The 16,795-nt window shown below is 65.8% G+C and carries 24 protein-coding genes; 1 reads left to right on the forward strand and 23 read right to left on the reverse strand.

The genetic code is table 11. The annotated features are described in order from the left end of the window. Positions 1–23: 23 nt before the first annotated feature. From U1769_RS24085 to U1769_RS24145, 13 genes are all read right to left on the reverse strand, one after another. Positions 24–266, reverse strand: coding sequence for a hypothetical protein (locus U1769_RS24085; protein WP_332720705.1), 243 nt, complete (start codon positions 264–266; stop codon positions 24–26). Beyond that, positions 226–597: a hypothetical protein gene (locus tag U1769_RS24090; protein ID WP_332720706.1), complete on the reverse strand. Its 372-nt coding sequence runs from the start codon at positions 595–597 to the stop codon at positions 226–228. The genes U1769_RS24085 and U1769_RS24090 overlap by 41 nt, the downstream gene beginning before the upstream one ends. Continuing rightward, complete coding sequence (locus U1769_RS24095) at positions 594–986, reverse strand: hypothetical protein (protein WP_332720707.1); 393 nt, start codon at positions 984–986, stop codon at positions 594–596. Before U1769_RS24095 ends, U1769_RS24090 begins: the two co-directional genes overlap by 4 nt. After that, entirely contained in the window at positions 983–1,408 is a 426-nt protein-coding gene (locus U1769_RS24100) for an N-acetylmuramoyl-L-alanine amidase (protein WP_332720708.1), read from the reverse strand. The genes U1769_RS24095 and U1769_RS24100 overlap by 4 nt, the downstream gene beginning before the upstream one ends. Beyond that, positions 1,408–1,839 carry a hypothetical protein gene (locus U1769_RS24105; protein ID WP_332720709.1) on the reverse strand — a complete coding sequence of 144 codons (432 nt, stop codon included), beginning with the start codon at positions 1,837–1,839 and terminating at the stop codon, positions 1,408–1,410. The genes U1769_RS24100 and U1769_RS24105 overlap by 1 nt, the downstream gene beginning before the upstream one ends. Before the next feature lie 92 nt (positions 1,840–1,931). Then, positions 1,932–2,900, reverse strand: coding sequence for a hypothetical protein (locus tag U1769_RS24110; protein ID WP_332720710.1), 969 nt, complete (start codon positions 2,898–2,900; stop codon positions 1,932–1,934). Then, positions 2,897–5,044, reverse strand: coding sequence for a hypothetical protein (locus U1769_RS24115; protein WP_332720711.1), 2,148 nt, complete (start codon positions 5,042–5,044; stop codon positions 2,897–2,899). The genes U1769_RS24110 and U1769_RS24115 overlap by 4 nt, the downstream gene beginning before the upstream one ends. Then, entirely contained in the window at positions 5,041–5,454 is a 414-nt protein-coding gene (locus U1769_RS24120; RefSeq protein WP_332720712.1) for a hypothetical protein, read from the reverse strand. Before U1769_RS24120 ends, U1769_RS24115 begins: the two co-directional genes overlap by 4 nt. A gap of 32 nt (positions 5,455–5,486) precedes the next feature. Beyond that, positions 5,487–8,084: a phage tail protein gene (locus U1769_RS24125; protein ID WP_332720713.1), complete on the reverse strand. Its 2,598-nt coding sequence runs from the start codon at positions 8,082–8,084 to the stop codon at positions 5,487–5,489. Beyond that, positions 8,084–8,485, reverse strand: coding sequence for a DUF6950 family protein (locus tag U1769_RS24130; RefSeq protein WP_332720714.1), 402 nt, complete (start codon positions 8,483–8,485; stop codon positions 8,084–8,086). The genes U1769_RS24125 and U1769_RS24130 overlap by 1 nt, the downstream gene beginning before the upstream one ends. A gap of 1 nt (position 8,486) precedes the next feature. After that, positions 8,487–9,119 (reverse strand): hypothetical protein, encoded by a 633-nt coding sequence (locus tag U1769_RS24135; protein WP_332720715.1) that lies wholly within the window; start codon positions 9,117–9,119, stop codon positions 8,487–8,489. Beyond that, a complete protein-coding gene (locus U1769_RS24140) occupies positions 9,116–9,742 on the reverse strand; it encodes a hypothetical protein (RefSeq protein ID WP_332720716.1) in 627 nt (208 codons plus the stop codon). Before U1769_RS24140 ends, U1769_RS24135 begins: the two co-directional genes overlap by 4 nt. A gap of 20 nt (positions 9,743–9,762) precedes the next feature. Then, positions 9,763–12,060, reverse strand: coding sequence for a hypothetical protein (locus U1769_RS24145; RefSeq protein ID WP_332720717.1), 2,298 nt, complete (start codon positions 12,058–12,060; stop codon positions 9,763–9,765). A 102-nt stretch (positions 12,061–12,162) separates the two neighbouring features. Between U1769_RS24145 and U1769_RS24150 the strand changes: the two genes are divergently transcribed. Next, positions 12,163–12,609 carry a zinc ribbon domain-containing protein gene (locus U1769_RS24150; RefSeq protein ID WP_332720718.1) on the forward strand — a complete coding sequence of 149 codons (447 nt, stop codon included), beginning with the start codon at positions 12,163–12,165 and terminating at the stop codon, positions 12,607–12,609. On the opposite strand, the gene U1769_RS24155 is transcribed toward U1769_RS24150, so the two are convergent. The 10 genes from U1769_RS24155 to U1769_RS24200 all read right to left on the reverse strand — a co-directional run bounded on the left by U1769_RS24155 (position 12,606) and on the right by U1769_RS24200 (position 16,713). Further along, complete coding sequence (locus U1769_RS24155; RefSeq protein WP_332720719.1) at positions 12,606–12,836, reverse strand: hypothetical protein; 231 nt, start codon at positions 12,834–12,836, stop codon at positions 12,606–12,608. The two genes, U1769_RS24150 and U1769_RS24155, sit on opposite strands and share 4 nt — an antisense overlap. 83 nt (positions 12,837–12,919) lie before the next feature. Continuing rightward, a complete protein-coding gene (locus tag U1769_RS24160; protein ID WP_332720720.1) occupies positions 12,920–13,267 on the reverse strand; it encodes a hypothetical protein in 348 nt (115 codons plus the stop codon). Beyond that, on the reverse strand, positions 13,267–13,701 hold the full coding sequence (locus U1769_RS24165) for a hypothetical protein (protein WP_332720721.1): 435 nt from the start codon (positions 13,699–13,701) through the stop codon (positions 13,267–13,269). Before U1769_RS24165 ends, U1769_RS24160 begins: the two co-directional genes overlap by 1 nt. 12 nt (positions 13,702–13,713) lie before the next feature. Further along, positions 13,714–14,106 carry a tail completion protein gp17 gene (gp17, locus tag U1769_RS24170; protein WP_332720722.1) on the reverse strand — a complete coding sequence of 131 codons (393 nt, stop codon included), beginning with the start codon at positions 14,104–14,106 and terminating at the stop codon, positions 13,714–13,716. A gap of 3 nt (positions 14,107–14,109) precedes the next feature. Next, positions 14,110–14,568 carry an HK97 gp10 family phage protein gene (locus tag U1769_RS24175; RefSeq protein WP_332720723.1) on the reverse strand — a complete coding sequence of 153 codons (459 nt, stop codon included), beginning with the start codon at positions 14,566–14,568 and terminating at the stop codon, positions 14,110–14,112. Next, complete coding sequence (locus U1769_RS24180) at positions 14,569–14,979, reverse strand: hypothetical protein (RefSeq protein ID WP_332720724.1); 411 nt, start codon at positions 14,977–14,979, stop codon at positions 14,569–14,571. 27 nt (positions 14,980–15,006) lie between these two features. After that, positions 15,007–15,333 carry a phage head closure protein gene (locus U1769_RS24185; protein ID WP_332720725.1) on the reverse strand — a complete coding sequence of 109 codons (327 nt, stop codon included), beginning with the start codon at positions 15,331–15,333 and terminating at the stop codon, positions 15,007–15,009. After that, a complete protein-coding gene (locus U1769_RS24190) occupies positions 15,330–15,899 on the reverse strand; it encodes a head-tail connector protein (RefSeq protein WP_332720726.1) in 570 nt (189 codons plus the stop codon). Before U1769_RS24190 ends, U1769_RS24185 begins: the two co-directional genes overlap by 4 nt. 2 nt (positions 15,900–15,901) lie before the next feature. Continuing rightward, complete coding sequence (locus U1769_RS24195) at positions 15,902–16,177, reverse strand: hypothetical protein (protein WP_332720727.1); 276 nt, start codon at positions 16,175–16,177, stop codon at positions 15,902–15,904. Between the two features lie 35 nt (positions 16,178–16,212). Beyond that, positions 16,213–16,713: a hypothetical protein gene (locus U1769_RS24200; RefSeq protein ID WP_332720728.1), complete on the reverse strand. Its 501-nt coding sequence runs from the start codon at positions 16,711–16,713 to the stop codon at positions 16,213–16,215. Between the last annotated feature and the right edge of the window lie 82 nt (positions 16,714–16,795).

Genomic DNA, 16,795 nt, shown 5'->3' on the forward strand with positions numbered 1-16,795 from the left:
ACATCGCGCCCGCGCAAGGCCGCTCAGAAAATGCCCAGCACCTTAGGCCGAGCCTTCTTCACCGCCGCCGCATCCCGAGCCTCGCAGCGGCTGACAATGCCCACCGCCGCGCCATAGCGATCATTGGCTTTGTCGAGCTGCGCGGTCTGGGCATCGCCGAAGGCGATCCAGTCGCCGACCGTCTCGCCGTCCGGCAGGGGCGCACCAGGAACCCCTTTCCGCCACTCATCGGGCAGAAGGCTGCTGCACGCACTTGGGGTCGCCACGATAAGCGGCGCGCCGGCACAGGCTGGCAAGGCCAGCATTGCGGACAGGGGCAGCAACAGGCGCACCAGCGCCCTCGGCATTGTGGATCGCATCGTCATTCTCCTGAGTGATCGCATCGGCCGCGATCTCGTTTCCCTGGACGGCGCCGGTCGTGTCGACCGCGTCCGCGCCGCTCGCGAGCGAGGCGCCCGCCTGGCCAGTGGCCAGCTTCGTCGTCGTCTTGGCCGTGCGAGCCTCGCCGCACGATTTGAGCGTGACCACGGTCATCACGAGGCAGATCGCTGCGCCGATCATCAACAGGCGCGCGCCGCACTTTTCGAACCACGTCATGTCGTCTCTCCCGATTGGACCGCAGTCGCCGCGGCGACACCCGCGGCCGCGCCGGCCGCAGCGATCTGCTGGACATGCTCGTCCGAGATCTCGAAGCTGTTGCCGAGCACGTTGCCCTTGATCGTGCGCTTGATCAGCAGCCCGGCGAACCCGGTCAGCACGATGCCGATCAGCACCATGGCGGAAAGCCCGAGATAGAAAGCGTAATCCGGCCGCTCGCGCACTAGCCACAGCGCGTAGATGGCGTACCCCGTCAGCGCTGCCCCGCCGCCAGCCATGAACAACAGGGCAGCACCGCGGCGCCCCTCCGGGTCACGCAGCGCGGCAATCGCGCGCCACGGGGCACCAGCTGCCCGCCAGCAGGCTGCCCCAACGCTGCCGATCGTCATCCAACCAGCCCTTCCGCTTTCATCCAGGCGGCGACGTCGAAGGATGGACATGCCTTGGCGACGCCCGGCCAGTCGCGGTGCCCCCTCACGATGATGCCGGGATAGCGCTTCTGATATTCGGCAACGAGCTGCTTCAGCGTGGCGCGCTGCGCTGGCGTGCGGGTATCCTTAGCGACCTTGTTGTTCTTATCGACGCCGCCGACATAGCAGATGCCGATATTGCCGGTGTTGTGTCCGCCCGTGTGGGCGCCGCGCGTCGTGTCGGGCAGGGTCCGCACAGCCGTGCCGTCCAGTTCGATCACATGATGATAGCTCACCTGATTGAACTTCGCGATGTCCCATGCGGAGATGGTCGGCGCTTTCACGTCGCGGCCTTCCGGCGTCGCGGCGCAGTGGATCGTCAGAAACTTGATAGGCAACATCACGATTTTCCTTTCTCGTCTTTCCCCGGGATCTTTCGTTCGGCGACATGCAAAACAGATTCCGCCCGCTGCGCCTCGTTCGCAGCGGTGCCGCGCGCATCGCTCAACCGTCGCATCCGGTTGAGGAAGGCGCGGGCATTCCGCTCGGCCGATCCGCGCTCGGCCGGGTCCGTCGCGGACAGCATCGCCTCGATGTGCTCCAGCGCCTGCTGGAAATGATACAGGTGCTGTTCGAGCGGGCGCAGCTGCGCGACCTCCATGCGAGCCTGCGCCACCTCGGCGCGCGCAGCCTCGAGCAACTGGAACGTCAGCGCGTCGCGATGCTCTTCCAGCTTGGCATCCGCCGTCCGGTCGAACTGATGCCGATCGCCGCGCGTCTTCAGCCAGGCCGCGCCCCATTGCGTCACCATCGTGGCGCCGCTGCCGCCCATCACCGCGAGCGCGACTTCTGCCACGCTAACCATTGCTGATCATCGCTCCGGCCTCCCATTTTTGATTATCGATCGAACAGCGAGAGCTTGCGTCAGACGACCGTGATCGGCGTCGGCCGTGCTGCCAGGCGCGCGCGGGAGCGGAGGTAAACCGCCAGGATTTCAGCGTCGCTCATCGCGTAATCGATCACGCCGAACTCGGCATAGACACCCGCAGCCGTCGCCATGCCGTAATAGGTCGGGCCCAGGCCGATGTCGCGGGCCGGCGTCGCCGTGGCATCCTTGGTGCCGGCTCGGGTGTTGAGCGTCAGGGCGTTGCCCAGCCCCGACAGGACCGTCTCGGTTCCTGCCACATGCCGCACGGCGATGAAGACGAAGTCGCCGTTGGTCCATGCCGGCTTCGTGACCCCGACGGCCGATCCGCTGATGCCGTTGGTGATGATCTGGATATTGGCCGCCGATGCCAGCAGCACCCAGCCGCCCGTCTCTCCCGTCTTGTTGGAGGCCGTACCCATCAGCGCGCGAACACCGGCCGTGGTGTCGTATTTGAAGATGCCCCACACGGTCTGTTCGGGTAGCTCCGGCACACCGCTGTGCAGCCCGTTCCAACCGGTGATCGGCGTGATGATCGTGGAGCCCGACCGCGTCGCCAGACCGCCAAGCGCGGCCGTTGCCGTCGCCCCGGTGCCGTCTCCGGTGATCGTTAGCGTCGGGTTGGAGGTAAAGCCGGAGCCATAGCTGGTGAAGTAGATCCGCGAGACGGCGCCGGAAGACAACACCGCGACCGCCGTTGCTCCGGTACCGCCGCCGCCGGTCACCGCGACCGTAGCCGTGGTATAGCCCGATCCGCCCGCCGTGATCGTCGGCGTGACGATATGCCGGCGCATCTTCTGGCCACTGATCAGGTCGAGATCGGTCGGATTGTCGACGCCGAACAGCCAGTGGGCATGGGCGCTCGTCTCGGCATCGGTCGGCAGCATAGGCGGCGTGTCCGACGGGGTGGCGTAATAAGTCCCCGCTACGTCGATCGGGAGGCGGATGACGGGCCAGATATCGCTCATGATGTTGCATCCAATATGCTGATGGACATGTCGAAATGGGGGCACCAGTGCCAGAGAGACCAGGTGACACCGCTGATGACGGTCGTGTCGGCCGTCGTGTCGTGCAGGCCGGTGCAGGCGCTGTCCGCCGGCACGGTCGCCAGGCTGCCGACATAGTCGAGACCGGCCCGGAACATCGGGTTGCTGCCAAGCGCCCGGTTCAGCGGAACGACCAGCGTGTCGCCATTCTCGATATACATCGCGCCCAGCGTGAGGGTGCCGGTACCGTCCACTACCTTGAAGCCGTTATCGGTCAGCGTGCCCAGCGTCGCCGTGTCGAGCACGAGCGGCGTCGGCGTCCTGAACCGCACCTTCAGCGTCGTGCCGCGCGCCCAGGCGCCGACCGGCCACACGCAATCAGGCTTGCGGCCGTCCTCGACGAGCTGGTGATAGGCTCGGCCGAAATAGGCGCCAGCGAGGCACTGGCCGGTGTTTGGCGGATGGATGCCGAACCCGTGCGGGATGAAGTAATAGGGCGTGACGAAGTGGATGCGCGAATGCTGGTTCACCGCATCGAACCAGCCCAGCACGATCGCGCCGGGATTGGTCGCGCTCGTGATGCTCGATGCCGTCTGATACGCGAAGATGTGGATCGGCGTCGCCTGCCCTGTCAGCGCCGGCAGATCGGCGTTGACGTCGTTGGTGTACGTGATGAGCTTCGCGGTCCAGCCCGCCCTGGTCGCCCCGCTCGAGTTGTTCTGCCCGACAATTAGCGGCATGGCGTGGACGCCGAAGGTAAGGCCGAGAGCGGTGTAGCGGGCGGTCGCCTGCGTGAAGGCGTCGACGAGGTTCTGCCACCAATACCGGGTCGGCCCGGTCGCCCATGCCTGCCCGCCGGAGCTAGGTTTGGTCAGGATCTCGATCGTCGCGCCGCCGCGACCCGCTGCCGCGGCGAACATCCGGTTGTTGGCCGGGGTCCGGCCCTTGTGGCGGGCCGCGAGCTCGAGCGCGACCTTCACTGCGCGCGAGCAGATCGTCTCTCCGCTGTTGGAGCTGCCATCCGCCGCGACTGCCGGATTATCTTCGTGCAGGGGCGTCAGAGTCCCCATCCCGGGCGATGTGTTCAACGCTCCCGATGTGCTGCCAGCAAAGCCCGACTTGGGGCCGCTGCCGAAGGTGTCGGCATTGTACACGTCAGACGCCGACAAAGGCGGCGTCGCCGCGGTGCCGGCGGATACGCTCTCTCCATTGGCGATGATCGCATTGACCTGCCGCCGCACCGGCGCTTCGCCGACCGGCAGATAGGTCTTGGCGCCGATCAGCAGGTTATCGCTCGGGATGCCGGGACCGAAGACCTTGCTTTCATTCTCGTTCCAGCCAAGCGCGATCCCGCCATTCTTCCCCATGATCAGCGGCTTGCGAAAACTGGTTCCGGTGTAGCGGCGCATCGGCCCCGCCTGGGCCAGCACGCGCATGCGCAGCGCGGAAACGAGGCCAGGATTGTCGGGCGGCAACTCGATCCACAGATTCTGCGTCGCGGTGTTCCAGCCGATCAGGATGCCACCGTTGCGCCCCATGTAGAGCGGCAGGACAGGGTCTGCGCCAGTGTAGCGCCGGAAGCCCCCGGCGCTGACATCGATCTTGTCCAGCCGCGCGTTGGATTTGACGGACGCGGTGAGACTGTCCGCCGCTGAAGTGGCAGCGGCGACCGCCGATGCGTCAGCCTCGCTCGCCTTCGTCGTTGCCGTCGTTGCGGAGCCGGACGCGCTGGTCGCGCTGCCCGCCGCCGCCGTCGCCGACCCTGCCGCTGCCGTCGCACTACCCGCCGCCGCCGTGGCCGAACCGGATGCTTCGCCTGCCTTCGTCGTCGCCGTCGTGGCCGAGCCGGACGCGCTGGTCGCCGACCCTGCCGCTGCCGTCGCACTACCCGCCGCCGCCGTGGCCGAACCGGATGCTTCGCCTGCCTTCGTCGTCGCCGTCGTGGCCGAGCCGGACGCGCTGGTCGCCGACCCTGCCGCTGCCGTCGCGCTGCCCGCTGCCGCCGTGGCCGAACCGGATGCTTCGCCTGCCGCATCGGTCGCGCGCTTGACCAACGGCGCGATCAGCTCGGAGCCCGGAAGCTGGAACAGCTTCTGTTCCGTCGTCAGCCTGAAAAGCATGCTCATGCCTGTGTCGCTCCCGGTACGATGATGAAGGCGCCTTCGAACCAGCGGGCCTTGGTGAAGCCGGTCTTCGAAAGCAGAAGGTCCCAGACGAGCACGACATCCGCGCCGGGCTCCACACCGTTGGCGGGGAAGGGCAACAGCCCCTCGATCGTCGTCTCGTTGATCATGATCCGGATCGTGGAGGTCGGCATGCCCTCGACCGTCTCGGCGCTGACCGAGAGCCCCTGAGCGGGCGGCGCCGCGTTCACCAGGCTGATCAGCGGATCGCCTGGCGCATCGCGATAGGCCCGCACCTGCATCAGCATCGTCGCGTCGCTCAGGTCCGCGCCCTCGATGCCGATCATGTCGTCGAACGGCACCCAGCGGTTGACGCGCAGGTCCACGCTGCCAGGCTCGGTTGGTCCCGCCATTTCAGTCTCCGATGAAAGCAGTTGGGGCCCGATCAGTCGGGCATGTTCTCGACGATCTTGTTGTGCGACAGCAGCCCGAGGCGGCTCTCGGCCGTTGCGAGCAGCATGTACGTATGCGCCCCTTCGACGGTTATGATCGCGACCCGCCGCACCCCGATCGAAGTCGCGTTCCGAACCGAGGCCATCTTCCGCCACGCCAATCCCAGCTCGAACAGGTGCGACGGCGTTGCGCGATAGGTCTCGCCGCGTATTGTCGCCTCCAGGCACTCCGCGTCCGTGAAGCTGATGCCGCTCACTGGATACCAGCCCCAGATCGCGGTGATCTCGTGCTTGCCCCATACCAGCGTGCCGACGGTGATATCGTCCGGCTGACACGGCCCGACATCCTTCACGAAAAGATACATGTCGTCGGATGGGCAATAGCCCCCGCCGCCACCGCCGCCGCCACCCGCAGGCGGCTCGCCCGAAGCCGGTACGTCGACGAAATCCAGATAGTGGCGGTACGGGTTCGCGTTGCTGTTCAGGGCGTCGACCAGGATCGTCGTCGCCGCATAGACCGGCGTCCAGTCGGCCAGCGTCGCATCGTCGAAATACACATAATAGCGCGTGCCGAGATCGAGGCCGGTGATGACACCGCCGATCCGGTCCACATCCGCCGTCCCCACCGGATAGTCCCAGCTGTGATCGGCGATGGTGATCACGCCGTCGCCCGCCACATCCTCCGCCGTGATCAGCACTACGCCGTCCGCGACCCGCACATAGGCCGATCGAATCGTCAGCGAGATCGACGTCGCCGTCGCCAGGTCGCCGGCCGTGATAGGCCCGAGCACCAGCCGATCCCCGAACCGCCCCTCCGGGAAGGAATAGGACACCGCCCCTTCATATTGCGCGCCGCTCTTGACGCTGGTGATCGTCCGCTTCGTCACGTCGGAAGGCGCCAGCGCCGCCGTGATCCAGTTGTCGTCAGGCCCGGCCCCCGCGTCATATTCGCGATATTCGAAGCGCACGTTGGAAACATAGATATCCTCGACCGCCCCGGTGAACTCCACCGCCGGCAGCGTCTTGCCATCACTGCCGATCGAGGATCCGCTGAGCGCCCAGGATTCCTCATCCGGCACGCCGAACCCGTCTGGCGGCGTCGTCGCCTCCGCCACCGAACCCGGCGCGATCTCGTCCGTCGTCTCCCAGTCATAGACTTCGGCGTTGATCTCCCGCAGCACCAGCGAGTTTTGCCATTTCGGGTCCAGGCCATAAGCCTCGATTCGGAACATCATCGGCAAGCCCTTGGTGCGCCGCGCCGAGGTCCAGACGATCCAGTCGCCTTCCTCCAGCCCGGCGAAGCGCGGGCCCAGCGTGATCGCCCCGGTATGCGGCAGGCGCCCCATCCGCCGCGCGATCTCCGCGCAGCGCTGCGCCTGCGTGACCGAGGTGACAGCCGCCAGCTGCAGCGTCCGTTCGCGCGCGCCGCCGTCCGCAAGGACATCGGCATAGTTGCGCCGGATCGGGGCGCTGTGCTCGGCCCATTTCTGCGTCGGCTCGACATAGCGCCCGATCGCGGTGTTGCACCATTCCTCGTCCGCCTCGGACCGGAAGCTGGAGAAGCTGACCGACGATCCGACCACGAGGTCGCTGTCGGTGATGTAGGCGACCGGCGTCTTGGCGTGGCCCGGCTCGATCTCGACCGCGCCTTCCGGCTGCGTGATCACCCCGGCACAGGCCGCCGCGAACGTCTCTTCCGTCTCGATGAACTGATCGTCGGAAAGGATCGTCGCGCCGATCGTGTAGCGCTTCTCCGTCCCACCGCCCGCCAGGTCGACGTCTTCGTCGCAGAGATTGGCGCGCCAGAAGGTGTTTTCGGGCGGCGCTTCCGTCGCGGTGAGCCCGCGACCGATCAGCAGCTGGTCGGGCTGGTCGATCCGGTCGCAGGCATAGATGCCCCTCGCCCAGTTGTAGCGGCAATCGATCGGGTTGTCGGTCCATTCCCATGTGGAGGGATCGTCCCAGCGATGGTCGCCCGAACCGCCGACGCTCGAATCCTTGCGCGCGATGTAGCATTTCTTGCCGCGCAGCACCCACAGGAAGCGCGGCCGGCCCGATGGCCACACCGGATGCTTCGCGTCGCTCTTGTCCGCCTTGTAGCTGGCGAAGACATAGGACATGCCGGCCAGGTTGTCGTTCGACGTCCACCCGCCATAGGTGAGCATCTCGGACGCGACGGCCTGATCCTCGGTGCCCCTGAACCATTTTACTGAAAGCTGGCTGTTGAACCCGGGCACCAGCCCGCTGCTGGTGAAACTGTAATAGGTGTCGTTGACATAGAAGCCGACCAGGTCGTCGCACTCATGATCGGCCAGCCCGATCACCACGCCTTCCCAGTCGGTCCCGTACTTCCCGCCCCAGTTGAACGCATCGATCAGCGTTCCACCCGTTGCAGCCTCGCCGAACAGGGCGACACGCGGGTTCTCGCCGAACTGCAGCGTCAGTGCCGCCGCCTGCCGCGCGGGCGGGTTCGGCGTCATCAGCGCGCTGACCGTGATCTGGAAGCCGATGTTCGCCAGCCACAACTGGCCGGTGACGACACCGACGACTATCAGCGCACCGCCAATAATGAGCTTGGCTGTCTTGCCCATCAGCCAGCGCTCCACGCACGCTTCATGGCCGATCGCCGCATCCGCACATTGCCGGCGTCGCCCGGGCCCACCAGCAGCTCGCCCTCGACGATCATCAGCCGGATGCCGCCCGGTACGGCTTCGTCCGCCACGCCGGCCACGTCGCCGCGATGCGCCGTCGCTGGCGGAATTTCCGTCAGCCGCGAGCTGACTGCCTCGGCCAGCCCGCCGAACCGCCGCAACAGCCGCGCCGCGCCCGCCTCGGTCGACCAGCGCAGACCCTTCAGCGGATCCTTGCCGGTCTGTGCCGCGACGGCGCCGGAGCAATAGGCGACACAGTCATTGGCGCGGCGTCCGAAGGCGAAGGGCGCGGTCTCGCGACCGGCGATGAAGCCGGCGAGTGCTCGGTAATCGCGGGCCATCTCAGTCCGCGCTGCCGTTTTTCGGCTGGAACAGCTTCGTGACAGCCTGCGACAGAACGGAACCGGCGCGGGCCGGCTGCTTGCCGCCCCAGTACAGCGTCTTCTCCGCGGCATAGCTGACATGCTTCAACCCGCCGTCGAGCACCTTGATCATGCGCTGATCGGCATCGGTGCGCATCCTGCCCCCGCGCCGGCCGAGACCCCGCGCCGCGCCCTCCACCATGGCCTTGATCGTCGCTTCCCCGCCGATCACGTCCTCGGTCGGCAACTGGTCGATCCGGCCGCGCCGGAAGACCTGAGCATCCAGGATCGTCCGCCCTGCGGAATCGCACACCAGCCGGCGCAGCGTCACCGCGGCACCGCGCACTTCCTCGGCGTCGAGCAGATCGAGGGCTTCCGGATCGACGCCGCTGAGCGTGAGCGTCACATTTTGCGCCGAACCGCCCAGGGCCGCTTCGGACAGCTGGACCAGGCCGCGATCGCCGATCCCCTCATGGGGCTGGCCATCGATCTCCACCGTTCCGTAACCGCCGAACACGCGCACGGGCGGATCGCATTCGATCGCGACCGCGCCGGACACGACGACATCGCCCGCCTGGAGCGCCGCCAGCGCTTCCTCGCTATAGATCTTCATGCGACCAGGTCCTGCACTGCGCCGATCCGACCGCCTGCCGGCACGAAGCCGCCAAGCGCCTCGTCCATCAGCTCGGTCTCGTCCGTGACCAGCCGCATCAGGCATGTCGGCTTGTGCAGGTTCGCCACCGCATCGGCCGGCGTCATGCTCGGCACGCTCGGCTCGACGGTCACCAGCAACTCCTGCCCGCTATCGGCGATGCCGCCCTCCAGAACCCGCACCAGAGATCGCTTGAATCCGTCCCATTCGAACCCGATCCAGTCCCCGCGCGACAGCACCATGCCCGTCATCATGCCCTGAAGGGTGATCAGCTGGTTGCCTTCCCCGTCGATCTCCTGTTCCCAGCCCGACGGCGTCCGGGTGTAGGGCATGCCCTTGGCATGAAAGCGCGGCATCAGCCGCTTCACGTCGAAGGCGTGGAACCGCCGCTGGCTTCCGCGCAGGCTGTCCTTCCACGCCATCCAGGCGTCGCCTTCCTCGACCGTCATGTTCTGCAGGCCAAGGCTCATATGCCACAGCGGGAACCCTGCACTGACGGCCCCCAGCCGACCGCCCGCCTCCGGCGAGAGATAGTCGACCCGCTCGACCGCGAAGCGGCAATCCAGAATTGCATGATCGGGCATCGGCCGTGGAAAGGTGATGCTCATCCGCGCAGCACTCCCCGGGCCTTGGCATCGCTGACGGTGCCGACGATCCGGCCGGGCAGCTCGCGCTCCATCTGGTCGAGTCTCGCCTTTATCCCCGTGACGGCCGTTGCATCGGCGCCGCGGAAATCATTCTGGAATATGAAGCTCGATCCGGCCCGTTGCCGGTCGTTGGCCGGCATCACGTCCACCGTCTCGCCCCGGTTGACCATTGCCGCCGGCGTGCCGTTGATACTCAGCAGGTTCGTGTCCAGCCCGTGCTTCCCACCGATCTTGAAGCGGCCACCATCGGCAAAGCCGGGCAGGCTGAAATTCGCGGCTGACTGTGCCGCAAAGGACATCCCGCCGGAACCGCCCCCGCCGCCGATCAGAGAACCGAGACCGCCAAGCAGGCCGCCAAGTCCGCCACCACCGCCGCCCGATCCGTTCCCGAACAGCGCGACCTGCGCCATCTGCAGCCCGATCTTGATCAGTTCGTCCAGAAACTCGCCGGCCTCGCCCTTCAGGCCGATCATGTTGGAAATCGATTCCGCCAGCTCATCGTTCATCCGCCCGACGCCATTGACCGCCGCGCCCTCGAACGCCTCCTGAATTTCCGCCGCCGTATCCGGCAGGTTGCGCAGATAGCTCTCCATCGGCCCTGCCGTGCCGCGCAGTGTCTGCTCGGTCGCACCCGCCTGCAACTTGTCGAGGTCGATCAGCCGCCGGCCAGCAGCATCCTTTTGCTCCATGCTGCTCCGCGGATCGTCCAGGATATCCTGTTGCGCCTGGCGGAGCAGCGCGTAGCGCGCCTCGAGAATCTTGATCTCGATCGTCCTGCGCTCGGCTGCCGTGGTGGCAAGGCTGGCTTCCATCTCCTGCACATCGATCGACGACTGGGCGATGGCCTCGTGCCGCCGGATCTGTTCCTCCTGGATGTCGTACAGCTCGTCCTGCTTTTGCTTCTCCAGACGCAGACCATTGATCGTTTCGTTCAACGCAAGCTGCTTGTCGGCCTGCTCCTTCGTGATCTCGCCCATCGCGAGGTTGTACGCGACCTCGGCATCGGCACCGGTTTTCTCCAGCGCCAGCCGCCGCTCCGCGAGCACGCCGCGATCCTTGACGTCCGTCGCCAGGTCCGCCTGCGCGTCGATGATATCCATCTGCCCGCGCAGCTCGTCCCGGTCGGCATTGTACTTGTCGCGGATAGCATCCTTGCGCTTGCGTTCCGCCTCGCTCGCTAGTTGCTCGGCCGACTTGCCCTTGGAACCGCCTCCGCCGGTGACGGCACCGGCACCCGCGCTGGGTAGGGCCTTCGGCGCCGGAAGCAAGCTGGCGATGTCGACTTTCGGCGAGCCCGCCATCATGCTCTGAATCTGGTTCTCCCGAATATTGAGGCCAGCTTTTTTTGCATCCGCGCGCGCTTGGTCCTTGCCAGACGGGAGAAGCAGCGGGTTAAACTGCGCTATCGTTGCCCCGGCGATCACTAGCCGCGACCGGAAATTCTCGATCGTCCGGATCGCCTCTGGCAGTTTGCGGATCAGCGCCTCGATCGAAGAAACAAAATCGTAGATCGACTTGGCATTGTCGGCGACGGCGCCGGCGATGTTCGCCTCCAGAACCTGCTTCAGCGCGGACAGCTTGTCCGCGGTATCGTCCGCTGACTGGATCTGTTCGTCGGACAGCACCACGCCCAGCTTCTGCGCCGCGTCGCGCAGGCCGTTGATGCCGGCCGACCCTTCATCGAGCAGCGTCAGGAACTTGTTGCCCAGCTTCGCCCCGAACAATTCAGCGGCGAGCGCCGCCCGCCTGGTCGGGTCCTCGATCTTCTTGAACGCGTCGGAGATCAGCGGGATCGCGTCGCCCGCCGTGGCGGCGCTGGTCAGGATATCCTTGCCCAGGATATCGCTGAGTTGCTTGAACGCTTCCACCGGCGCCTTCACGCCCTCGCGCGCCTTGCCCATCGTCAGGCTCAGCTTGGACAGGCCCTTGTCCATCTCGTCCTGCTCAATGCCGACCTGAGAGGCGGCATAGCGATATTCCTGCAGGTCCTTCGTGGTGACGCTCAGTTGCTTCGCGACTTCGCCCAGCGAGCTGGCATAATCGAGCGCGCGCTGTGTCACCGCCACGATCGCGCTAATCGAGATGCCGGCCATTAGACCGGATACCGCCGTCTTCACTCCGCCAAGCGAGCGCGAGATCGACTTGCCCGAGGATGCGGCCTTGCGCTCGGCCGCGGTCATCCCTTGCTGGAATGCAGCCGTATCGGCGGAAAGGGTGACGCGAAGCGCCCCGATCAATCCGCCCCCAGCCGCCATGCTCAAATCCTCCAGTGGTTACGCTCGCCGGACTACTCCGACGACGTGTTGAAAACGGTCGCCCACCCGAGTAGCTTTCGCTGCTTGGGCAGGGGTGAGCCGATGAAAAAATGTCCGCAATGCGCCGAACTTGTTCAGGATGCAGCCAAAGTCTGTAAGCATTGCGGCCACAAGTTTGGCTTCAACCCGCCCAATATCGGATGCTTTGGCGCTATTATTCTGTTGTGCTTGATCGTGTGGGCAGTTGGTCAATGCTCGCCGAGGTCGCCTGAGTCCTCAGCATCTTTCGAACAACAGATGGCAGAGGCTGGCCGAACCGTCAGGATTGAGCGCCTGGTCAAGCAACGCCTGCGCGATCCCGGATCAGCAGCCTTCAAACACCTCAGTGGCGGTTGCGGCTACGTCAATTCCAAGAACGGCTTTGGCGGGATGACCGGCGATCAGCAGTTCGTGGTTGGCGCAAACGACAAGGTCGTCTTTCGCGCCGACGGCCCCGAGGCTTTCGACACCGTGTGGCAGCAACATTGCATCAACGGAAAGACGCCTTAACTCACCCGCCGCACCGTCATCGCTGCGCCCTGCGCCTGCAGGGTCAGCATCGCGTCGAGCACGACTTCGGGCTGCACCGGCTCCTTCGAGCCGCCCGACAGATACTCGCTCAGGTCCTTCAGCTTCTTCGTCCGGGCGAAGCGTTCGCCCTGCCACGCCTGCCAGATCGCCAGGTCGCGCTGTTCCTTCGCCGCGTGGGCTCGGCCCTTCATCACCGCGACGAACATGCGCGGCGTCTGCAGCCAGAATTCGGACGGGCCAAGCCCCTGTCCGCACCAGGCGATGAAGAACTCCCTTACGCTCCACGCGGCTAGCTGGGGTTTTCGTCCTTCGCTTTCGGTTCTTCCGCCTCGGCGAAACCGGCGTTGATCAGCTTTCCGATCGCAACCCCGATCGCGAGGCTGGCCTTGCCGCGCACCAGGCCGAGCGCCTGGTCCAGCGTCACGTCCGGGTGATGCTGTCGCAACAGGCCCCACACCACCTTGGTCAGCAGCGCCTGCCCCGGCTTGCGCTTCTTCGCCGTGAGATCCTCCAGGATGTCGTCGAAGTCGCGGCCGGTCAGGCTCTCGATCGCGTCGATCGTATGGAAGTTGATGACGAGGCGGAGCGTGTCGTCGCCGACCGCCACCGCTTCCTCGTTGTAGAAGGCCTCGATCATTACGAGCCCGCTTCCTCGGTCGCGATCCCGCTCCATTTGACGGTCAGGGTCGCCAGCCGGATATCGGCCTTGGGGTTGGTCCGGACATAGTTGCGGACGATCAGGTTGCCGCTCACTTCCCACGTGCCGTCATTCGCCGTGGGCAGCACCATCAGATAGGGACGCTGCATCCCGTCGGACATGGCGAGCCGGCAGGCGACGTCGCTGGGCGAGCCAAGCGCGATCTTCATCACCAGGTCGCTTTCCGCGCCATCCTTCAGCGGGCTGCCCATATAGGTCATGAACCCGCCGACCGTTTTGAAGTTGGTCGTGTCGAGCAGGTCGCGGGTGAACGACGGGAGATCGGGGAACTCCTCGATGTTCGCCAGCTCCAGCAGGGTAACCGGGTTGCCCATGCTGAAAGTCGAGCCGAAGCCCGTGGATTCGTCAGCCATTTAATGCCTCCTTCAGGCGTTCGCGTAGTGGAAGGTGAAATCGATCGAGGGTCGGAAGATGAACTGGGTATCCGTCCGCTCGCTGAGATCGCGGGACGAGAAGAACCCGCGATCGAACCGGATGCCGCTGACAGACGCCTTCGGCATCAGCGCGGCGATCACGGCTTCCTTGATCGCCTTGCCCTGCTCGTATTTCGCGGCCCAGACGTCGATCTGGACATAGCCGGGCTGGAGATCGTCCAGCCCCGTCATGCTCTGCGCGCGCTCGTCAGTGACGATCTGCAGGGTGATGCCGGGCAGGGCGTCCGTCTGCGGCCGCTCGATCCACGCCACCTTGCTGCCCACCAGCGCGGCAACGGGCGCCGCGGCCAGCAGCCGCGCGCGCAGGGCGCTTTCCATGTCCATCGGTCAGCCTCCGCCGGCCAGCTTCGCGGCCTTGCGCGCGAGCCGCGCACGGGATTTCTCGATCTCGTTGCCGAGATCGTCCGAGATCGTCGTCAGCGCTCCATCCTGCGTCTCGGCCCATGCCTTTCGGCCAGGTGCACGGGCCGACTGGCGGAAGTTGCCGAACTCGTCCTGAAGCGCTGCCGGATCGGACGTGCCGACATAGGTTTCGGAGAACGCTTTGCCCTCTTTTTTCGCTGCCCTCGATTGTCGCCGGGTCAGCTTCGTGCCCTCAATGATAGAATCTTCGTAGTGGCCGGTCTCGCGATAGGGGGTAACATTCTGGCGCCACGCGTCCCTGACCGGCCCCGCTGCCTTCTTCAGGGTGCGACGCAGCGTCGCCTTCGCCGTCGCCTTGGGCAGTTCGGCGAGGGCCTGCTCCAGCTCGCGCAGGCCCTCGATCTTGACGACGACGTCGGCCACTTACAGCGCGACGCCGCTCGGCTGGATGTTCACGTCCAGCACGGTCGCCGAGAGCGCGATGCCGATCAGGCAGCTATACTCGCCCGACCCGACATCGGCGACCGGGCACAGCCCGCCCGGCGTGTCGGAGAGATAATAGGCGACACCGGGTACCAGCGTCCCGCCGACCGTGATCGGCCCTTCCTTGTGGATCGCCAGCGGCTGGCCATTGGCCGCGCCGTTGAGCGAGAACCCGCGCGGCACCCGCGCCGCCGCCGTCGCCGAATTGCTGTCCGCCAGCACGTAGCGGCCCGTCGCATGATCGCGATAGACAAGCTGCCCGGCCGTGCTCGTGGCACCGGCCGTCCCGTTCTCGGTAACGCCGCCCGCCCCCGAAAGGACGTTAGCGGCAGTGATGCTGATATCGACCATGGTAACTCTCCTGTGAAACGATGAAGATCAGGCCGGCCGCGTCGCGGTGATGTCGCGACCATCCGCACCGAAGGCTACGTTCGAACTGATGTCCCACGCGGCACCGTCGAACAGGATGCGGTCCGTCGTGGCGACATCCCGTGTCTTACTGTTCGCGCGGACTCGGAAGGTCGCTGCGAGCGACGCATTCTCCTGCGCGGCCGAGCGGCGCTCATCGCCGCGCCCGTTGATGACCTTCGCCCAGGCTGGGCAGAACTCGGTCCACACCTTCTCCTCGCCGCCATAACCGTCCGTCGTCACGGTCGCGCGCTCGATGCTGATGCGCTTGTCCAGCTCGCCGGAGGAAAGCGTCATGCCCACACCTGATAGGGCGAGAGCAACGCCTGCACCGTGGTCGACATCGGGATGTTGGCTGCGATCGTGCCGGTCACGGCCGTCTCGCGATAGGCGTAGAGATCGCCGACCATCAGCAGGATCGCGGCGCGGATCGGCGCGGGGACGGTCTCATAGCCCGCCCGATACCGGATCCGCACCGTCTCGCCCCCCGCGCCGCGCCACGAGGCGGACGGCCAGGCGTTCGGCCAGCTCGGCCGCAACAGATTGCCCCGCAACTCATAGGCCGCGCTGTCCAGCGTAACCGTCGCGCCGGCCGCATCGACATAGCCGATCTCGGTGACGTCGATCGCCGGAGGATAGGGCAGGCCGATCGAGGTGCAGCCGAACGCAGGCAGATAACACTCCAGCGTCTGCACCCCGATCGCCCGGCCCAGCCAGCCGTCCGGCCCGTCGATATGCGCGGTCGCCGCGGCGACCAGCGAATCGACAAGCGCATCCTCGTCACCAGTCAGGATCCGCAGGTGATCCTTCGCCTCATCCGTCGTGATGACCGGCACCGGAGGCGTGATGACGAGGACGCGCATGGTCAGGCGATCACGGTCGCGGTCGGGGCAGACAGCTTCGTCACCCTTCCGCCCGTGGTGAGGAGAGCTGTCACCTCTTGGGTAACCTTCTTCCCCAGATCACCAGCCTGGACGACATAGGTCGAAGCGGTTGCGCCGGAGATTGGCGAACCATCTCGAAACCAGCGCCGGCCGGCGAACGCACCACCGACGATGGTGCCGTTCGTTGCAGTGAGGGTCTGCCCGACCTGTGCGGTCCCGGTGATTACCGGAGCAACCGTAAAGGTGGTGACCACCACGTAACCGCGCGAACGCCGAGCAGACCGCGCCACGATCAGGCGCCCTTGTTGGCGGGATCGGCCGCCTTCTTGTTCTCGGGCGGCTTTTCCTGCTTGGCCTTCAGCGTTTCGATCTCGGTTTTCGCCTCGGCGAGATCTTTGGCCGACGTCTCGCTTGCGGTCTTCATCACATCGATCTCAGTGCGAGCCTGGGCAAGCGCCGTCTCCGCGGCATTCGCACGACTGATTTCGGTGTCGAGGGCGTGCGCGTGTCCGTCGCGCAGGTCCGCCAGTTGCTTTTCATGATCCTCCTTCAGCTCGGTGATAAAGGCCTGAGCCTGCTCGGCGACGCGTTCCGCTGCGGTCAGCGGTCCTTGTCCGGGACCGCCTTCATCCTCACGGTCGAAGGGCGGCTTGTAACCCGCCTTCACTTCGGCCGGCGTCGCCTCACGAACCAGCTTACGCTTTTCGAGCGCGTCGAAGCGCTTCTCCGTCATGTCTGCCAGGATCATTCCGACGTCGACGGACCCGTCGTCGCCGAAGTGATGCTCGATCACATATGCGTTTTTCATGTTCGTCTCCTCGGTTCTTCGAAACCGTGGCGCACCGCGGCTTCGAAGAACCGGGCCGGGTTTCCCC

Source organism: Parasphingomonas zepuensis, assembly GCF_036663735.1.
In the GTDB taxonomy this organism is placed as follows: Bacteria; Pseudomonadota; Alphaproteobacteria; order Sphingomonadales; family Sphingomonadaceae; genus Sphingomonas.

Excerpts from the sequence above, each read along its gene's own strand:
- U1769_RS24090 (WP_332720706.1), bottom strand. The coding sequence starts at position 597 with ATGACGTGGTTCGAAAAGTGCGGCGCGCGCCTGTTGATGATCGGCGCA.
- U1769_RS24095 (WP_332720707.1), bottom strand. The coding sequence starts at position 986 with ATGACGATCGGCAGCGTTGGGGCAGCCTGCTGGCGGGCAGCTGGTGCC.
- U1769_RS24100 (WP_332720708.1), bottom strand. The coding sequence starts at position 1,408 with ATGTTGCCTATCAAGTTTCTGACGATCCACTGCGCCGCGACGCCGGAA.
- U1769_RS24105 (WP_332720709.1), bottom strand. The coding sequence starts at position 1,839 with ATGGGCGGCAGCGGCGCCACGATGGTGACGCAATGGGGCGCGGCCTGG.
- U1769_RS24110 (WP_332720710.1), bottom strand. The coding sequence starts at position 2,900 with ATGAGCGATATCTGGCCCGTCATCCGCCTCCCGATCGACGTAGCGGGG.
- U1769_RS24115 (WP_332720711.1), bottom strand. The coding sequence starts at position 5,044 with ATGAGCATGCTTTTCAGGCTGACGACGGAACAGAAGCTGTTCCAGCTT.
- U1769_RS24120 (WP_332720712.1), bottom strand. The coding sequence starts at position 5,454 with ATGGCGGGACCAACCGAGCCTGGCAGCGTGGACCTGCGCGTCAACCGC.
- U1769_RS24125 (WP_332720713.1), bottom strand. The coding sequence starts at position 8,084 with ATGGGCAAGACAGCCAAGCTCATTATTGGCGGTGCGCTGATAGTCGTC.
- U1769_RS24130 (WP_332720714.1), bottom strand. The coding sequence starts at position 8,485 with ATGGCCCGCGATTACCGAGCACTCGCCGGCTTCATCGCCGGTCGCGAG.
- U1769_RS24135 (WP_332720715.1), bottom strand. The coding sequence starts at position 9,119 with ATGAAGATCTATAGCGAGGAAGCGCTGGCGGCGCTCCAGGCGGGCGAT.
- U1769_RS24140 (WP_332720716.1), bottom strand. The coding sequence starts at position 9,742 with ATGCCCGATCATGCAATTCTGGATTGCCGCTTCGCGGTCGAGCGGGTC.
- U1769_RS24145 (WP_332720717.1), bottom strand. The coding sequence starts at position 12,060 with ATGGCGGCTGGGGGCGGATTGATCGGGGCGCTTCGCGTCACCCTTTCC.
- U1769_RS24150 (WP_332720718.1), top strand. The coding sequence starts at position 12,163 with ATGAAAAAATGTCCGCAATGCGCCGAACTTGTTCAGGATGCAGCCAAA.
- U1769_RS24155 (WP_332720719.1), bottom strand. The coding sequence starts at position 12,836 with ATGTTCGTCGCGGTGATGAAGGGCCGAGCCCACGCGGCGAAGGAACAG.
- U1769_RS24160 (WP_332720720.1), bottom strand. The coding sequence starts at position 13,267 with ATGATCGAGGCCTTCTACAACGAGGAAGCGGTGGCGGTCGGCGACGAC.
- U1769_RS24165 (WP_332720721.1), bottom strand. The coding sequence starts at position 13,701 with ATGGCTGACGAATCCACGGGCTTCGGCTCGACTTTCAGCATGGGCAAC.
- gp17 (WP_332720722.1), bottom strand. The coding sequence starts at position 14,106 with ATGGACATGGAAAGCGCCCTGCGCGCGCGGCTGCTGGCCGCGGCGCCC.
- U1769_RS24180 (WP_332720724.1), bottom strand. The coding sequence starts at position 14,979 with ATGGTCGATATCAGCATCACTGCCGCTAACGTCCTTTCGGGGGCGGGC.
- U1769_RS24185 (WP_332720725.1), bottom strand. The coding sequence starts at position 15,333 with ATGACGCTTTCCTCCGGCGAGCTGGACAAGCGCATCAGCATCGAGCGC.
- U1769_RS24190 (WP_332720726.1), bottom strand. The coding sequence starts at position 15,899 with ATGCGCGTCCTCGTCATCACGCCTCCGGTGCCGGTCATCACGACGGAT.